Origin of the sequence: Micromonospora sp. NPDC050980, assembly GCF_040653835.1 — a bacterium.
In the GTDB taxonomy this organism is placed as follows: domain Bacteria; phylum Actinomycetota; class Actinomycetes; order Mycobacteriales; family Micromonosporaceae; genus Micromonospora.
The window spans coordinates 24894-40885 of record NZ_JBFAGS010000031.1 but is presented as its reverse complement, the minus strand read 5'-3'; the positions used below and the strand labels follow the sequence as shown (position 1 = coordinate 40885).

The following is a 15992-nucleotide window of genomic DNA, read 5'->3' as shown; positions in this document are numbered from 1 at the left end:
CGACGGCTCAGCGGCCGGCTGTCCCACGGTGGTCTCGGTCGTCATCTGGCGTCTCTCCCTTGATCGGTCGATCAGCCGTTATTTGTACAGTCCCGCTGCGTCATATGCCGCGTTTACAACGTCCCATCCTTCTTTCGGTATCTGCTGAATCACCCGATGGTCGTAGAGGTCCTTGCCGTCGAACGTGAACTGATGTCGATGGATGGTGCTGTGGCAGCAGTCGATCCGGGCCACCTCAGCCCACTCTCCGTCTTCCCGCTGGGTCAGCTGTTGAAGCGCGAAGTCTACGATCCGGCCCTTGTACCAGCGCGGTCGCATGATGATCCTGTGACCTTCTGCAAGGTCCGCATCGATCAGCTCCTCCTCGGCTGGCGGGCAGGTTGGCCGGCGGTACACCTCCTCTTCCGGTTGGGTCGACATGTCGACTAAGCGCCGTCGTCCGCTCTTGTTGCTGTTGTTCGCCAGCGCTCTGCCTTCCCGTCCCCGATCAAGCTAGCCGCACCTCGCTAGGGGGAAATGATCAACATTGATCCCCCGCGTTCCCAGCGTCCCATAGTGGACTCACACGCACCAGAGTCCGATTTGATGGACCGAATCACCGTGAGAGCTAGACCCTGGGCCTGGACCGGCTGTGCGATCGGCGTACGACACGCGGCGGCAAACACCGGCCACGGGCGGTCAACCACGGGCATTGGCGATCGATGCGGCGGGGGCCATAAAGCAAGATCCCCACCGGCGTTTCGGCTGGTGGGGATCTCTGTAGCCCGGCGAAAGGCTATGTGGCCAGGGGCGGGGTCGAACCGCCGACCTTCCGATTTTCAGTCGGACGCTCGTACCAACTGAGCTACCTGGCCGTGGTGCTCGGCACATGCTACCGCACGGGCCGATACGCAGAACGCCGCGCAGGGTGTGCGCGGCGTCAGCGCTTGCGGTCCTGACGGGACTTGAACCCGCGACCTCCGCCTTGACAGGGCGGCGAGCACTCCAACTGCTCCACAGGACCTGGCTGGTGTTGCAACCGGCGCGAGCCGGATCGTGCCCCCAACGGGATTCGAACCCGTGCTACCGCCTTGAAAGGGCGGCGTCCTGGGCCGCTAGACGATGAGGGCGGCCCCGCCATCATTGCACACTCGCAACTTCAAGCGGACTTGCTCCCATCCGGCCCCGCCGGAGGCATGAGAAGCATATGCCATGCCTCCTCGGACGGCCAAACCGGTATGGCAGCAGGCGCATCGTGGAGTGAAACCGCAGGTCAGCGCAGCTGGACGATGCCGTACCGGCGCTTGAGATCCGGGATCAGGCGCCGGCAGGCGGTCATCGTCTGGGTCCGGTCGCCGCCTGCGTCGTGCATCAGCACCACCGACCCGTGTTTGCTGGCGGACTCCACCCGCTTGATGATCTTCTTGGCCGGCGGATGGTCCCAGTCCTGCGGGTCCACGCTCCAGTGCAGCGGACGCAGCCCGAGTTGCCGGGCGACGGTGAGTTCCTCGGCGGTCCACCGGCCGCCGGGCTGGCGGAACCAGGTGATCGGGGCCTTCGGTGCGGCGGCGTGGATGGCCCGGTTCGTTCGTTCCAGGTCGGCCCGGATCTCGGCGAGCGGGCGCCGGCCGAGATCCACGTCGTGCCGCCAACTGTGGTTGCAGAGCTGGTGACCCTCCCGCACGATCTGGGCCACCAGCTCCGGATAGCGCTTCGCCTGCCGGCCGACCAGACAGAACGTCGCAGTGACGTGCGCCGCCCGGAGCTGGGCCAGGATCTGCGGGGTGTAGCGCGGATCCGGCCCGTCGTCGAAGGTGAGCGCCACCCCCGGGCTCCCGCTGCGCCGGTGCAGGCCGGCCGGGAGCGTCTTGGGCAACGGTCGCAGCTTCGGCTTCGGTGGCGCGACGGTGGGGGTCGGCTTCGGCTTCGGCTTCGGGCTGGGGACCGGCTTCGGCGTGGCCGAGGCGGACGGGCCGGCGGCGACCTTCTCGGGAGTCTTGCCCGGGCCGCCGCAGCCGGTGACGAGGAGCACCAGGCCAAGCGCGAACACCATGACGGTGCGTGGACGCATCTGTCGCTCCCGGAGGGGGTCGGGGACGGACTTTCCGACCGTAGTGGACGGCGTCCCCGAGCGGGAGAGGGGCCTCAGCCCGCGGTCGACTGGTCCAGCGAATCCCGCACCGCGACGGCCAGCGAGAGCGCCTCGGCCAGGTCGACCGGCCGGACCACGCCCGCCGGCAGCGAATCGGCTCGCCAGCCGGGCCCGGCGGCCAGCGCCAGCAGCGGCCGGCGCGGGACGGCGAGCAGCGCGGCGAGCTGGTGCGGGTCGGCGGTGGCCCGGGTGTGCGACCAGAGCACCACGGCCGCCGGACCGGTCCGGTTGACCGCCTCGACGAGCGCGGCCACCGGCACCCGGGCGCCGAGCATGCGATAGCTCACCCCCGCCTCCGCCAGCGCGGCGGCCAGCGCCTCCAGCGGCAGCGAGTGCTGCTCCTCGTCGGCGCAGGAGAGCAGGATCCGGGGCGGGCCGACGGTGGGATGCGCCCGGGCCACCGAGGCGAACGCCTCGGACACGCACCGGGACACGAGGTGCTCCACCTCGATCAGCCCGGCGGTGGCGACGTGCCGTTCCCCGATGCCGGCGAGCACCGGCCGGAGCAGCCCCTCCCAGGTCGCCACCACGCCGTTCGCGGCCAGCGCCTCGGCGATGGTGCGGCCGATCGTCACCGAGTCCAGTCGCATGGCGGCGCGGGCCAGGCCCCGGGCGACCGGCCCGGCCCGGCCGACCGGGATGGCGGTGCCGCCGCCGTCGCGGACCGAGGCGGCGCCGGCCTTCAGGCCGACCCGCTCCGGCGGCAGCACGGCCGGCGCCTGCCGTGCCCAACGGGCCGCCTCGGCGGGCGCGATCCCCTCCGTGGTGAGCCGTCGCATGATTTCCAGGCGCGCGAGGTCGGCCGGCGTGTAGCGCCGGTGGTGACCCGGCACGTGTTCGCTGGGACCGAGGCCGTAGCGCTGGTGCCAGGTTCGTAGCGTGGTGACCGCCACGCCCAGACGGCGCGCGACGGCCCCCGCGCTCAGCGCCTCATCGGCCACCCGACCGCTCCGGTGCCTCGGTGGTGGGCGCGTCCGACCGGGGCGGGCCGGCCGGGTGCAGCAGCCGGTTCACCACGCCACCCAGCCAGGGGGCGTACGCGCGGGGGTCGGCGTCGAGGTCGGCCGACACCGCGCCCGGGTCGGCCCAGCGCAGCTCGGCCACCTCGTCCGGGTCGGGCCGGGTGGGCAGCTCGGCGGGAACGTCCGCGCGCAGCACGTGGTCGTACTCGAACTCGACCCGGCCGGTGGCGGGGTCCTCGGCGTAGTAGAGGTAGACCCCCACCTCGGTCAGGTCCACCGGGTCGAGGCCGAGTTCCTCGGCGAGCCGGCGGTTGGCGGCCTCGGTCAACGACTGGCCGGGCAGCGGGTGCCCGCAGCAGGAGTTGGCCCAACGCAGCGGGAACCGGGTCTTGACCGCGGCCCGCCGCTGGAGCAGGACCCGGCCGGCCGGGTCGACCAGCAGCACCGAGAAGGCCCGGTGCAGCCGCCCGGGCGGCTGGTGCGCGGCGGCCACCGTGGCCTCGCCGATCACCCGGCCGCCGTCGTCGACCAACTCGACCAGGTGGTCTTCCCGGGCCGTCATGAGATGCGCCCGGTGATCCGGGAAGCGGCCAGCTTGCCACTGATCAGCACCATCGGCACCCCGACGCCGGGCTGGGTGCCGGAGCCGACGAAGACCACGTTGCCCAGCTCCCGGTGCAGGTTCGACGGGCGGAACGGGCCGGTCTGGAAGAGGCTGTGCGCGGCGGCGAACGGTGTGCCGGCGGCCATGCCCTGCGCCGCCCAGTCGGTCGGGGTGACCGCCCGCAGCACCTCGATGCCGTCGCCGAAGCCGACGTAGCCGCGCTCCTCCAGCGTGGTCACGAGCTGGTCGGCGTAGCGCGCGGTGAGGTCGCCGGGCCAGTCGAACGGCGCCCGGTGGAGGTTCGGCACCGGGGCCAGCACATAGTAGGTGTGCCTGCCGGCCGGGGCCACCGACGGGTCGGTGCGGCTCGGGTTCGTCACCAGCAGCGACGGGTCGGTCATCAGCTCGCCTCGCCGGATCACCTCGTCGAACGTGCCCTTCCAGGCGCGTCCGAAGTGGATGTTGTGGTGGGCGATCTTGCCATAGCCCTGCTTCGACCCGACGTGCAGCACCACACAGGACGGCGAGTAGGTGAGGTCGCGCCGCCGGCCGGGCGGGAGCAGCTCCTGGTAGGCGACCGGCAGGTCCGGGTTGAGCACCACCACGTCGGCGGGGACGAACTCGCCGTCGGCGGTGGTCACGCCGGTGGCCCGCCCGTGCGCGGTCTCCACCCGGGTCACCGTGGTGCCGTAGCGGATCTGCACGCCGTGCTTCTCGGCCGCGCCGGCCATGCCGCGGGAGACCGCGTGGATGCCGCCGCGGGGGAAACTCACCCCGGCCACCGAGTCGAGGTACGCGATGACTGTGTAGATGGCCAGCGCGTCGTGCGGCGACAGGCCCGCGTACATCGCCTGGAAGGAGAAGATCCGCTGGGTACGCGGGTCGCGGAAGAACTGGTTGATCTTCGTCTGGAGCCGCCGGAAGGCGCCGTTGGCGAACAGCTTCAGCAGGTTGCCGGTGAGCAGGTCGGTCGGCGCGTCCAGGTTGCGCTCGATGAAGTCGGCCCGCTCCCACTTCCACAGGTTGCGGGCGTAGTCGACGAAGCGCAGGTAGCCGTCCGCCTCGCGGGGACCGCAGACCCGGGCGATCTCGGCGGCCATCCGGGTGGTGTCGGTGATGACGTCGAGCGTCGACCCGTCCGGGTAGTAGGCCCGGTAGGCCGGGTCGAGCGGGGTCAGGTCGAGCCAGTCGGTCAGCTCCTCGCCGACCGCGCCCAGCGCCTCGGCGATCAGGTCGGGCATGGTGAGGACGGTGGGACCGGTGTCGAACTCGTACCCGTCGACGCTGAGCCGGCCGGCACGCCCGCCCGGGACCGCCTCGCGTTCCAGCACTGTCACCTGCCGGCCGCTGCCGGCCAGGTGCAGCGCGCAGGCCAGCCCACCCAGCCCGGCGCCGACCACGACCACCCGGTCGGTCCGTCCGTTGACGGTGCGCATTCCGGCTCCCTTGTTCACGAGGTTGCTCATCAGGACCGCCGCGCGGTGGCGGCGGTGGCGAGGCCGGTCAGCGCGGTGCGCGCGGTCTCGTCGATCGGTGCGGTGGCGAGCGAGGTCAGCGCCTCGGTCACCCGTTCGGAGATCATCCGTTCCACCCGGGCGGTGGCGCCGGTGTCCCGGACCAGGTCGGCCAGCCGGGTCACCTCGCGGTCGCCGGTGACCGCGCCGGCCCGGTCCAGCGCGCGGCGTTGGGCGGGGTCGGCGAGCTGCCGAGCCAGCATCAGCAGCGCGGTCGGCTTGCCGGTGCGCAGGTCGTCCCCGGCCGGCTTGCCGGTGGTCGCCGGGTCGCCGTAGACGCCGAGCAGGTCGTCACGGAGCTGGAACGCCTCGCCGACGGCGAGCCCGTAGCGGGTGTACGCGGCGATCAACGGGCCGTCCGGGTCGACGCCGGCGAGGCAGGCGCCGAAGAGCAGCGGTCGCTGGACGGTGTAGCTGGCGGTCTTGTAGCGGGCCACCCGCAGCGCCCGGTCGACCGTCCAGTTCGCCGCGTCGTGCTCGCCGAGCACGTCCAGGAACTGACCGGCGACCGTTTCCACCCGCATCTGGTCGTAGCAGCGGCGCACGTCGAGCAGCCGGTCGGCCGGCAGGGCGGCGTGCGCCATCAGCCGGTCGGCCCAGACCATGCAGAGGTCGCCGATGAGCACGGCGACCGCCTCGCCGTAGCGGTCGGGGTCGCCGGTGTGCCCGGCGGCGCGGTGCCGCGCGGCGGCGGCGCGGTGGGCGGTGGGCCGACCGCGCCGGGTGTCGGAGGCGTCCATCACGTCGTCGTGCACCAGGGCGAACGTGTGCAGCAGCTCCAGCGCGGCCAGCGCGGGCAGCACCGAGGGCAGCGGCCCGTCACCGCCGATCACGCCCCGCCAGCCCCAGTAGGCGAACGTGGGACGCACCCGCTTGCCGCCGGCCAGCACGGCGTCGCGTGCCGTGGCGGCGAAACCGCCCATCGCTGCGTCGATCTCGGTGAGCGAGTCGACCTCGGCGGCCAGGAACGCGGCGAGCGTGTCGTCGATGCCGGTGATCAGGTCCTTCGTGAACGCGGCCAGCACGCCGTTGACCGGATCGTCCGTCGCTTCCGGCTGTGCCGGCGCGACGCGGAGCGCATTACCCGCAACTGCGTCGTTGGCCATGTGAGGGAGCGTACCCTAGGGTTACGAGTTGCGTCGATTGCTGCGTCGAAAACCGAGGAGGGCCGGTGGACACGGATCTCACCGCTGCCTATGACCGTTGCCGCGAGCTGCACCGGCGTCACGGCCGTACCTACTATCTCGCCACCCGGCTGCTCCCCGCATGGAAACGGCGGCATGTGCACGCCCTGTACGGATTCACCCGGTACGCCGACGAGATCGTCGACCGCACCGAGGACCTGCCGCCCGCCGAACGCGCCGCCCGGCTGCGCGAGTGGTCCGACCGCTTCGTCGCCGGCCTGCACGGTGCGTCGGTCGACGACCCGCTGCTCCCGGCCGTGTTGCACACCATCGCCGTGTTCGACCTGGACCGCGACGACTTCGCGTCCTTCCTGCGCAGCATGGCGATGGACCTCACGGTCATGTCCTACCCGACCTACGACGACCTGCTCGACTACATGGAGGGCTCGGCCGCCGTCATCGGCACCATGATGCTGCCGATCCTGGGCAGCTCCGACCCGGCCGCCGCCCGCGAGCCGGCCCGCCAGCTCGGGTTCGCGTTCCAGCTCACCAACTTCATCCGGGACGTCGCCGAGGACCTCGACCGGGGCCGCACCTACCTGCCGGACGAGGACCTGGCCAAGTTCGACGTCACCCGCGACGACCTGCTCGCCGCCAAGGCCGCCGGGCGTACCACGCCGGCGATCCGCGAGCTGATCGAGTACGAGGTGACCCGCGCCCAGGCCCACTACCTCGCCGCCGCGCCCGGCATCCCGCTGCTCAACCCCGCCTCGCAGGCGTGCATGCGCACCGCGTACGCGCTCTACGGCGGGATCCTCGACGAGGTCGCCGGGCAGGGCTTCGACGTCTTCGTGCGCCGGGCCCTGGTGCCGCAGCGGCGGCGGATGGCGGTGGCCGCGCGCTCGCTGCTCACCCCGACCGGCACCCCGGTCCGGGTGCCCGGCCCCGCCCCGGCCGGATGAGCGGGCGTACGGCCGTCGTGCTGTTCACCCGCGACCTGCGGGTGCACGACCACCCGGCGCTGGCCACGGCCGCCTCGGCGTTCGACCGGGTGGTGCCGCTCTACGTGCTCGACCCGGCGCTGCAGAAGCTCTCGCCGAACCGCACCCGGTTCCTCCACCAGAGCCTGACCGAGCTACGCGAGGCCCTGCGCGAGCGCGGCGGCGACCTGGTCGTCCGGCGTGGCGACCCGGTGGCCGAGACGATCAAGCTGGCCCGCAAGGTGGGCGCCGAGGGCATCGGCCTCTCCGCGGACGTGAGCCGCCACGCCCACCGCCGGGAACGCCGCCTGCGTGCCGAGTGCGACCGGCACCGCATGTTCCTGCGGCTCTTCCCCGGGCTGACCATCGTCGAACCGGGCGCGCTGCGGCCGACCGGCGGCGACCACTACCGGGTGTTCAGCCCTTACTTCCGCGCCTGGCAGGGGGTGCGGCTCCGGGACGAACTGGCCGCGCCGAAGCGGATCCGGCTGCCCGACGGCGTCGACCCGGGCCGGCTCCCGGAACCGCCGAAGGGCGACAGCCCGGACGCCGCCGAGGGCGGGGAGAGCGTCGCCCAGCGCCGCCTCAGGTCCTGGCTGCCCACGCTCGACCGCTACGACGACATCCACGACGACATGGCCGCCGACGACACCTCCCGGCTCAGCCCGTATCTCAGGTGGGGTTGCGTGTCCCCGCTGGCGGTGGCGAACCGGGCCGGCGACCGGGACGGGCCGTTCGTCCGGCAGCTCTGCTGGCGCGACTTCTATCACCAGGTCGTCGCCGGCTTTCCCGAGCTGTCCACGACCGCCTACCGGCGGGGCGCCCGGGAGGACTGGCGGGAGGACGGGCACGCGCTGGCGGCCTGGACCGAGGGCCGCACCGGGATGCCGATCGTGGACGCCGGCATGCGGCAACTGCGCGCCGAGGGCTGGATGCACAACCGGGCCCGGCTGATCACCGCCGGCTACCTCACCAAGCACCTCGGGCTGGACTGGCGGCCCGGGTTGGAGGTCTTCTTCCGCTGGCTGCTCGACGGCGACCGGGTCAACAACTCGGGCAACTGGCAGTGGGTGGCCGGCACCGGCAACGACAGCCGTCCGTACCGGGGCTTCAACCCGGTGCGGCAGGCCGAGCGCTACGACCCGGACGGCGCGTACGTGCGGCGCTGGGTTCCGGAGCTGGAGTCGGTGACGGGCAAGGCGGTGCACCAGCCGTGGCGGCTGCCCGACGAGACGCGTCGGACGCTCGACTACCCACCGCCGCTGGAGGTGCCCGGCGCCGACCCGGTCTGGTTGCGCTGATCCGAACCGGTCACAGGCAGGAGTGCAACGCCTCGACCAGCTCGTCCACCCGGTCGTGGTCGGCCAACCGCGCCGTCACGTACGCGCAGGTGTAACCGCGTGCCGGGTCCGCCCATGCGCTGCTGCCGCCGATCCCGCCCATGCCCCAACTGCCGTCCGGCTCCCACTGCATGCCGAGCGTCCAGTGCGCCGTCCGACCCAGCACCAGGTCCGGGCCGGCGTACTGCACCCGGGTCGCCTCGGCGACCACGTCCGGGCTGAAGAGGCGTACCCCGTCCAGCGTGCCGCCGGCGAGCAGGCCCGCGTAGAGCCGGGCCAGCGCGGACGCGGAGGCGTGCAGGTTCACCGCCGGGATCTCGGCGGCCCGCCACCGGTCGCCGTTCACCACGGCGACGTCCCGACCACCCGGCGGGTTGTCCAGCGCCCGGGCCCGCAGCGACCCTGGCTCACCGCGCATCCGGTCCGGCCAGCCCGGGTCGCCGTAGGACAGGTCGGCGCACCGCCGCCGGTCGGCCGCGCTCAGCCCGAAGGCCAGGTCCAGCCGCCACGGACCGGCGATCTCCTCGGCCAGGAAGCGGCCCACCGACCGCCCGTCCACCCGGCGGACCACCTCGCCCACCAGGTGTCCGTACGTCCAGGCGTGCTCGCCCGCGACGGTGCCCGGCGTCCACTCCGGCTCGGCGGCGGCCAGGTCGGCGCAGAGCAGGTCCCAGTCGACGATCGCGGCGGCGGGCCGGGGCACCGGGAAGGCGGGCAGCCCGGCGGTGTGGTCGAGCACCTGCCGCACGGTGGCCGGGGCGCGGAACCCCGGCCAGTACGCGGCCACCGGCGCGTCCAACTCCACCCGGCCCCGGTCGACAAGCAGCAGCAGGCAGAGCGCCGCCACCGGCTTGCCCGCCGAGTAGACGTCGACGAGCGTGTCCGGCCGCCACGGCCGGTCCGCGCCGACGACCGGCACCATCACGCCCGGCGGGACCGCCGCCGTGGTGCCGCCCACCAGCTCCACCACCGGCGCGCCGTCGAGCCGGACGCAGAGCGCCGCGCCGGTCTCCCGGCCGGTGGCGAACAGGTCGTGGAAGGCGTCCCGGACCGGGGCGAAGCGCGCATGCATCCGGTCACGGTAGGCCGTCGCACTCATTACCGGCGGAGGAATTACGGCCGGGTCCGGTGGCCCGACAACCGGCGGTGCGGAATGCTTGCGGGATGGCGGAGCCGGAAGTGGTGGACGTGGTCGTGGTCGGGCTCGGCGTCGGCGGCGAGGAGGTGGCCGGGCGGCTCGCCGAGGCCGGCCTCGACGTGGTCGGCGTCGAACGGGACCTGGTCGGCGGCGAGTGCCCCTACTGGGGGTGCGTGCCGAGCAAGATGATGATCCGGGCGGCGAACGCGCTGGCCGAGGCGCACCGGGTGAACGAGCTGGCCGGCGCCGCCGAGGTGCGGCCCGACTGGGCGCCGGTGGCGAAGCGCATCCGGCAGGAGGCCACCGACACCTGGGACGACGCGGCGGCGGTGGACCGGTTCACCGGCAAGGGCGGCCGGTTCGTGCGCGGCAGCGGCCGGCTCGACGGCCGCAACCGGGTACGCGTCGGCGACCAGGCCTTCGAGGCCCGCTACGGGGTGGTCCTCGGCACCGGCACCCGCCCCTCGATCCCGCCGATCGACGGGCTGGCCGACACGCCCTACTGGACGAACCACCAGGCCATCGAGGTCGAGGAGCTGCCCCGGACGCTGCTGGTGCTCGGCGGCGGCGCGATCGGGCTGGAGTTGGCGCAGGTGTTCGCCCGGTTCGGCGTCCGGGTCACCGTCGTCGAGGCGGCCGACCGGGTGCTCGCCGTCGAGGAGCCGGAGGCGTCCGCGCTCGCCGCCGAGGCGCTGCGCGCCGACGGGGTGGAGATCCACACCGAGGTCAAGGCCGGCCGGGTCAGCCACGACGGCGACGAGTTCACCATCCACGCCGACGGCGCCACCTTCACCGGCGAGAAGTTGCTGGTGGTGACCGGCCGCCGGGCCCACCTGGAGGAGCTGGGGCTGGACACGGTCGGCGTGCACGCCGGGCAGCGCTACCTGGCGGTCGACGGGCGGATGCACGTCACCGACGACATCTGGGCGGTCGGCGACCTCACCGGGGAGGGCGCGTTCACCCACATCGCCATGTACCAGGCCGGCATCGTGGTGGCCGACGTGCTCGACCACATGCGCCGGACCAAGGGTGGCCCGGACGCCAGCGGCACCGCAAGCGTGGTCGGCGGCGCGGCCGGTGTGGTCAGCGCGGTCGGCGGGGCGATGAGCGCGGGCGGCTCGCCCGCCGCGCCGGGCAGCGTCCCGGTCGCCGACTACCGGGCGCTGCCCCGGGTCACCTTCACCGACCCCGAGGTGGGCGCGGTCGGCCTGACCGAGCAGCAGGCCCGCGAGCGCGGCATCAACGTCCAGGTCGGCCACACCGACCTGACCTCGTCGGCCCGGGGTTGGATCCACAAGACCGGCAACGCCGGCTTCATCAAGCTGGTCGTCGACGCCGACCAGGGCGTGCTGGTCGGTGCCACCTCGGCCGGCCCGGCCGGCGGCGAGGTGCTCTCCGCGCTTGTGCTGGCCGTGCACGCGGCGGTGCCGATCAGCCAGCTCCGGCACATGATCTACGCGTACCCGACGTTCCACCGGGCCATCTCCGACGCGCTGCGCGACCTGAAGTGACCGCCTCAGCCGGCCGGCGCACCGTGCCGGCCGGCGCCGGCGGCGAACCGGCCGGCACCCCGCGCCCCGTCCACGGCCAGCGACTCCATCCCGTAGGCCAGCTCCACGGCGAGCGCCTCCGGCTCCGGCCGGCCGGCACCCGCGAGCATCGCCGCCCGGTCGTTGCGCAGGCAGGTCTGCGGGTGCCGGGCGATCTCGGCGGCCAGCCGCTCGGCCTCCGCCCGGGCCGAACCCGGCGCGACCAGCCGGTTCACCAACCCCATCGCGTACGCCTCGCCGGCCGGCACCGCCCGCCCGGTGAGGATGAGGTCCATCGCCCGGCTCTCCCCGATCAGTCGGGGCAGGCGGGCCGTCCCGCCGTCGATCAGCGGCACCCCCCACCGCCGGCAGAACACCCCGAGCGTCGCGTCCGACTCGGCGACCCGCAGGTCGCACCAGAGCGCCAACTCCAGGCCGCCGGCCACCGCGTACCCGGAGATCGCGGCGACCACCGGCTTGGACAGTGTCATCCGGGTGGGGCCCATCGGGCCGTCGCCCTCGGCCTCGACCCGGTTGCCCCTCGGGGTGCCGATCGCCTTGAGGTCGGCGCCGGAGCAGAACGTGCCGCCCGCGCCCCAGAGCACGGCCACCGCCGCGTCGGGGTCGGCGTCGAAGGCGCGGAACGCGTCGGCCAGCGCCCGCGCGGTCGGCCCGTCCACGGCGTTACGGGCCTCCGGCCGGTCCAGTACCACAGTGCTCACGGCGCCGGCGTGCTCAACGCGTACCCCCACGCCCCCAGCATGCCCGCCCCAGCACCTACCGCGCCACCGCCCACCACTCCGCCGCCCACCACTCCGCCGCTAATTCACGGAAATAGTCCCCATCCAGCTCGGGATGACCACTATTTCCGTGAATTAGCGGGCGGGGGTGGGGAGGTCGAGGCGGACCAGGGGGAGGCGGGTGTCGACGTCGGCCGGCAGTGGGGCGTCGCCGGTCAGCTCGGGGATGCCGAGGGCGCGGCCCAGCGCCGGGGCGGCCCGCCGGTGCCGCTGCCGGTAGCGCGCCAGCCGCCGCCGCACCTCCTCGCCATCCAGCACCGTCGCCCGCGCCGGGACGCCCTGGTCCGCCCCGCTCCACACCCGCACCGCCGGATCGGCGCGCACGTTGCGGAACCACTGCGACCCCGGACCGTAGCCGGAGGCGAGGAAGAGCGCGCCCGGCTCCCGGTCGACGACCTCCAGCACCACGTACCGGGGCAGGCCGGAGCGGCGGCCCCGATGCTCCAACATCATCAGTCGGCGGCCGAGCAGCCGGCCCAATCCGTGGCGGTAGAGCGGGATCGGCGCGCGGGCCAGCCAGCGGGGGATACGACGACGAGCCATGAGCCGACCGTACGCCGACGGCCAGGACAGAATTCCCCGGCGTCCGGTTTGGGTGCTCCGCTGCCGGGAAGTCGGAACAGGTGCGCCGACTACTGACGAAACTCGAACAGGCATCCGGGCTCGACCGGGTGGGTGACCGGCTGCAACGCGCCGTCCAGGGCACGCTCAGCTCGCAACGGGTCCGGGACGCGCTGCACGGCGTCTGGCTGGGCCACCCGCTGCACCCCGCGATGGTGCAGGTCCCGGTGGGCGCGTGGATCTCCGCCGCCATGGTGGACCTGCTGCCCGGCCAGCGCCGGGCCGCCACCGCCCTGGTCGGGCTCGGCACGGTCAGCGCGTTGCCGGCGGCGGTCGCCGGATGGAACGACTGGGCGGCCCTCTCCCGCGACCAGCGCCGGATCGGGCTGGTCCACGCCGGGGCCAACGTCGTCGGGCTCACCCTCTACGCCGGCTCGCTGGCCGCCCGGCTGAACGGACGGCACGGACTCGGCCGGGCCCTGGCCTACCTGGGGCTGTCCGCCGCCGGTGGCGGGGCCTACCTGGGCGGGCACCTGGCCTACAAGCAGGGCGCCCAGGTCAGCCAGAGCATCTCCGACCTGCACCTGATCGGCGACGGCTGGCACGCGCTGGGCGAGCTGAGCAGCCTGCCGCAGCGGGAACTTGTCACCCGGCGGATCGACGACGTGTCGGTGTTGCTCTACCGGCAGGGCGACGACGTCAGCGTGCTGCTGGAACGCTGCCCCCACCAGAGCGGGCCGCTCGGCGAGGGCGAGGTACGGCAGATCGACGGTCACGCCTGCGTGGTCTGCCCGTGGCACGGCAGCGCGTTCCGCCTCGACGGCGGCGAGGTGGTGCACGGCCCGGCCGCCAACGACCAGGTCGTCCTCCCTACCCGCGTGGTCGCCGGCCGGGTCGAGGCCCGGCTGCCCTGACAGCCCGGCCCGGCGATCTCAGTCCCGCCGGTGCCGTCCGCTGCCCGACGCGCGCGCCGGCACCGGCCGGCGCCGCAGCCCGAGCACCGCGCCGATCTGCGCACCCACGATGCTCGCCACCGCCAACACCGCCGAGATGGCCAGCGGGCGGTTAATTCCCTCCTCGGCCGTGGCCCGGGACGCACCCGCGGCCATCGCCGGCTGCTGCCCGTCCGGTGCCTCCACCGTGGGCGTGGCGTCCCGGGCCGGCGTGTCCGGCGCGGGCTTCGGCTTCGCAGCCGCCGAGGACGCCCCGGCGGGCTTCCCCGGTGCCGGCTTCCCCGGTGCGGGCTTCCCCGGTGCCGGCTTACCCGGCGTCACCACCAGCCGGCCCGCGGCGTGCCGCCGGGCGCCGTCGTCCACCGCGCCACCGGGCAGCTCGATCAGCTGACCGGGACGGATCCGGTCCGGGTCGGCGAGCCGGTTCATCCGGGCCAGCTCCCGGTAGCGGTCGAAGTCGTCCAGGTAGCGGTCCGCCACCTCGCCCAGATAGTCACCCTTCGCGACCCGGTAGACCGCCGGGCCATCGGCGTCCGGCACCGGCGTGGCGACCCGCGGCGCGGAGTATGCGGTGGTGACGGCCGGCGCGGCGACCGCCGGTTGCGGGGCCGTCAGCGCGGCGGCGCTCGCCGCGGCCGGACTCGCCGCCAGGATCAGCGCCACCGAGCCGACCAGCGCGGCGGCGGCCCGCTGCTGGCGGTGCATCCCGGGCAGCTTCGGTGCGGGCCGGCGCAACGCCGACGCGAGCAGCTCCACCACCACCGAGAACGCGAACGTGGCCCAACCGAACCAGCCCACCACGGCCAGCGCCCGCAGGAAGAGCTGCCCGTCGTCGCGGCTGGTCAACGCCGTACCCACCTCGGCCAGCGTGGGCAGGTGGTCGGGCAGCGGGTTGCCGGCGAAGGCCAGCAGCGCCACCGGCCCGCCGGTCAGCACCCCGACCAGCACGACGAGGGCGCCGAGCCCGGTGAGGACCTGACCGGCCCGGCGGGCGGCGGAACGTCCTGGTGCACCCATGGCGGCCTTCCTTCCTACGGTGGTGGCGCGGTGAGCGCCCGAGCGGTGGCCTCACCGGTGACGGTGGCGGTCTTCTGCCCGCCGAACAGACCGATCAGGTCGCGGCGGTAGGTGATGCGCACGCGTACCCGGATCTGGGTCTCGGCGCCGACCACCGGAAAGTCGACGTCGTGGCCGCCGACCCCGCCCGCGGCGCGGAGGTAGTCGGCGACGGCCGCGCGGGCGGCAACCTGGTCGATCCGCGTCGGCCCGCCCTCGACGGCGCTCGCCCGGTCGATCATCTGGCCGCCGCTGCGGGCCGCCTCGGCGGCCAGGTTGTCGGCGCGTTGCAGCGTCCGCAACTGCCCGGCACCGTCGTAGGCGAGGCCGACGATGCCGAGGACGCCGGTCATCGCCACCGCCAGGAAGAGGCTCACCCGCCCGCTCTCCGCGCCGCGCCGCGTCATCCCCGGCTCCGGTAGGTGTCCAGCGGCGAGGTGAAACGCGCCGAGACGGTCTTGCTGCCCGGCACCCCGGGCAGGCCGGGCGCGCGCAGGTCGTCGAAGGAAACGGTGCAGGTCACGGTGACCGTCACGGTCGCCGGCACGCCGGCGGCGCTGCGGTACGCGCGCCTGAACGTGGTCGGTCTGCCGGCCACCGACCCGGCCAGGTCGAGCGTCGGCGGGGCGGTGCACCGCAGGCCCGACCAGTCGAGCTGGTCGCGGGCCGCCTGCTCGGCCGCCCGCTCGCCGTCACGGGCCGTCCGGGCGAGCGACGCGGCCCGGGCGGCGTCGTGCGCGGCCGACTCCACCGCCTCGTCGGCGACCGCGGTCCGGCCGGCCACGCCGGCGAGCACCATCAACCCGATGAAGGCGGGGGCGAGCACCGCCACCTCGATCGAGACGGAACCGCGGTCCCGGGCCGCCGCTCTCATCCCGTGGTCCACCGTTCGGTCGGGCCGTGCGCGGTCTGCACGACCTCGAAGTCCACGCCGGGCACCACCGACAGCGAGCGCCCGCGCACCGTGCAGGTGACCTCCGTGGCGGTCCGTACGCAGGTCGGACCGGCCCTGTCCCAGCCGACCAGCCAGTCACCGGAGCGGCGCAGGAAGGTGATCGCCTGATCCCGCCCCGCGCCCGGCGCGGCGTCGAACGAGCGCTGGGCGTTCACTCCGCTCTGCGCCGCGTTGAGCGCGGTCGACCGGGCGACGAACCAGACGGCGACCTGGATCGAGCCGAAGAGCAGCACCAGGATCGCCGGCATCATCACGGCCAGCTCGACCGGGTTGGCGCCCCGTTCGCGCCCGCCCGCGTCGAGGCGGGCGCGAACGGTGGCGACGATCCGCCCCGGACCGCGCGGA

Annotated in this window: 17 protein-coding genes and 3 tRNA genes; 4 read left to right on the top strand and 16 right to left on the bottom strand. The window is 74.0% G+C overall.

The annotated features are described in order from the left end of the window. Window positions 1-78: 78 nt before the first annotated feature. The 9 genes from AB0H28_RS27815 to AB0H28_RS27775 form a co-directional block, all read right to left on the bottom strand. Window positions 79-420, bottom strand: a complete 342-nt coding sequence (locus tag AB0H28_RS27815) for a hypothetical protein (RefSeq protein ID WP_358046300.1) — start codon at window positions 418-420, stop codon at window positions 79-81. A gap of 360 nt (window positions 421-780) precedes the next feature. Beyond that, a tRNA-Phe gene (locus AB0H28_RS27810) sits at window positions 781-854 on the bottom strand. A gap of 75 nt (window positions 855-929) precedes the next feature. After that, a tRNA-Asp gene (locus tag AB0H28_RS27805) sits at window positions 930-1003 on the bottom strand. 33 nt (window positions 1004-1036) lie between these two features. Next, window positions 1037-1109 (bottom strand) — tRNA-Glu (locus tag AB0H28_RS27800). A 143-nt stretch (window positions 1110-1252) separates the two neighbouring features. Continuing rightward, window positions 1253-2050, bottom strand: a complete 798-nt coding sequence (locus AB0H28_RS27795) for a polysaccharide deacetylase family protein (RefSeq protein ID WP_358046297.1) — start codon at window positions 2048-2050, stop codon at window positions 1253-1255. 74 nt (window positions 2051-2124) lie between these two features. Next, window positions 2125-3072: a MerR family transcriptional regulator gene (locus tag AB0H28_RS27790; protein ID WP_358046294.1), complete on the bottom strand. Its 948-nt coding sequence runs from the start codon at window positions 3070-3072 to the stop codon at window positions 2125-2127. Continuing rightward, a complete protein-coding gene (gene idi, locus AB0H28_RS27785) occupies window positions 3062-3655 on the bottom strand; it encodes an isopentenyl-diphosphate Delta-isomerase (protein WP_358046291.1) in 594 nt (197 codons plus the stop codon). The genes AB0H28_RS27790 and idi overlap by 11 nt, the downstream gene beginning before the upstream one ends. Continuing rightward, entirely contained in the window at window positions 3652-5133 is a 1482-nt protein-coding gene (gene crtI, locus AB0H28_RS27780; RefSeq protein WP_358046314.1) for a phytoene desaturase family protein, read from the bottom strand. The genes idi and crtI overlap by 4 nt, the downstream gene beginning before the upstream one ends. Window positions 5134-5162: 29 nt before the next feature. Beyond that, window positions 5163-6317 carry a polyprenyl synthetase family protein gene (locus AB0H28_RS27775; RefSeq protein ID WP_358046288.1) on the bottom strand — a complete coding sequence of 385 codons (1155 nt, stop codon included), beginning with the start codon at window positions 6315-6317 and terminating at the stop codon, window positions 5163-5165. Window positions 6318-6382: 65 nt separating this feature from the next. On the opposite strand from AB0H28_RS27775, the gene AB0H28_RS27770 reads away from it, so the two are divergent. Together AB0H28_RS27770 and AB0H28_RS27765 are read left to right on the top strand one after the other, a co-directional pair. Then, on the top strand, window positions 6383-7297 hold the full coding sequence (locus AB0H28_RS27770) for a phytoene/squalene synthase family protein (protein ID WP_358046285.1): 915 nt from the start codon (window positions 6383-6385) through the stop codon (window positions 7295-7297). Next, window positions 7294-8616 carry a deoxyribodipyrimidine photo-lyase gene (locus AB0H28_RS27765; protein WP_358046282.1) on the top strand — a complete coding sequence of 441 codons (1323 nt, stop codon included), beginning with the start codon at window positions 7294-7296 and terminating at the stop codon, window positions 8614-8616. Before AB0H28_RS27770 ends, AB0H28_RS27765 begins: the two co-directional genes overlap by 4 nt. Before the next feature lie 10 nt (window positions 8617-8626). Here AB0H28_RS27765 and AB0H28_RS27760 read toward each other — a convergent pair whose 3' ends face one another. Beyond that, window positions 8627-9727 (bottom strand): serine hydrolase domain-containing protein, encoded by a 1101-nt coding sequence (locus tag AB0H28_RS27760; RefSeq protein WP_358046280.1) that lies wholly within the window; start codon window positions 9725-9727, stop codon window positions 8627-8629. 92 nt (window positions 9728-9819) lie between these two features. Between AB0H28_RS27760 and AB0H28_RS27755 the strand changes: the two genes are divergently transcribed. Then, window positions 9820-11304: an FAD-dependent oxidoreductase gene (locus AB0H28_RS27755; protein ID WP_358046277.1), complete on the top strand. Its 1485-nt coding sequence runs from the start codon at window positions 9820-9822 to the stop codon at window positions 11302-11304. A 5-nt stretch (window positions 11305-11309) separates the two neighbouring features. On the opposite strand, the gene AB0H28_RS27750 is transcribed toward AB0H28_RS27755, so the two are convergent. Together AB0H28_RS27750 and AB0H28_RS27745 are read right to left on the bottom strand one after the other, a co-directional pair. Next, on the bottom strand, window positions 11310-12074 hold the full coding sequence (locus AB0H28_RS27750) for a crotonase/enoyl-CoA hydratase family protein (protein ID WP_358046274.1): 765 nt from the start codon (window positions 12072-12074) through the stop codon (window positions 11310-11312). Between the two features lie 123 nt (window positions 12075-12197). Continuing rightward, a complete protein-coding gene (locus AB0H28_RS27745; protein ID WP_358046272.1) occupies window positions 12198-12665 on the bottom strand; it encodes a nitroreductase family deazaflavin-dependent oxidoreductase in 468 nt (155 codons plus the stop codon). Window positions 12666-12745: 80 nt separating this feature from the next. Between AB0H28_RS27745 and AB0H28_RS27740 the strand changes: the two genes are divergently transcribed. Then, on the top strand, window positions 12746-13597 hold the full coding sequence (locus AB0H28_RS27740; protein ID WP_358046269.1) for a Rieske (2Fe-2S) protein: 852 nt from the start codon (window positions 12746-12748) through the stop codon (window positions 13595-13597). 18 nt (window positions 13598-13615) lie between these two features. Here the strand turns inward: AB0H28_RS27740 and AB0H28_RS27735 are convergent, their stop codons facing one another. The 4 genes from AB0H28_RS27735 to AB0H28_RS27720 are packed head-to-tail and all read right to left on the bottom strand — an operon-like array spanning window position 13616 to window position 15973. Beyond that, window positions 13616-14653 (bottom strand): LysM peptidoglycan-binding domain-containing protein, encoded by a 1038-nt coding sequence (locus AB0H28_RS27735; RefSeq protein ID WP_358046266.1) that lies wholly within the window; start codon window positions 14651-14653, stop codon window positions 13616-13618. A gap of 14 nt (window positions 14654-14667) precedes the next feature. Continuing rightward, complete coding sequence (locus AB0H28_RS27730; RefSeq protein WP_358046263.1) at window positions 14668-15099, bottom strand: hypothetical protein; 432 nt, start codon at window positions 15097-15099, stop codon at window positions 14668-14670. Then, complete coding sequence (locus tag AB0H28_RS27725) at window positions 15096-15566, bottom strand: TadE/TadG family type IV pilus assembly protein (RefSeq protein ID WP_358046261.1); 471 nt, start codon at window positions 15564-15566, stop codon at window positions 15096-15098. The genes AB0H28_RS27730 and AB0H28_RS27725 overlap by 4 nt, the downstream gene beginning before the upstream one ends. Then, window positions 15563-15973 (bottom strand): TadE family protein, encoded by a 411-nt coding sequence (locus AB0H28_RS27720; RefSeq protein WP_358046311.1) that lies wholly within the window; start codon window positions 15971-15973, stop codon window positions 15563-15565. Before AB0H28_RS27720 ends, AB0H28_RS27725 begins: the two co-directional genes overlap by 4 nt. Window positions 15974-15992 lie beyond the last annotated feature (19 nt).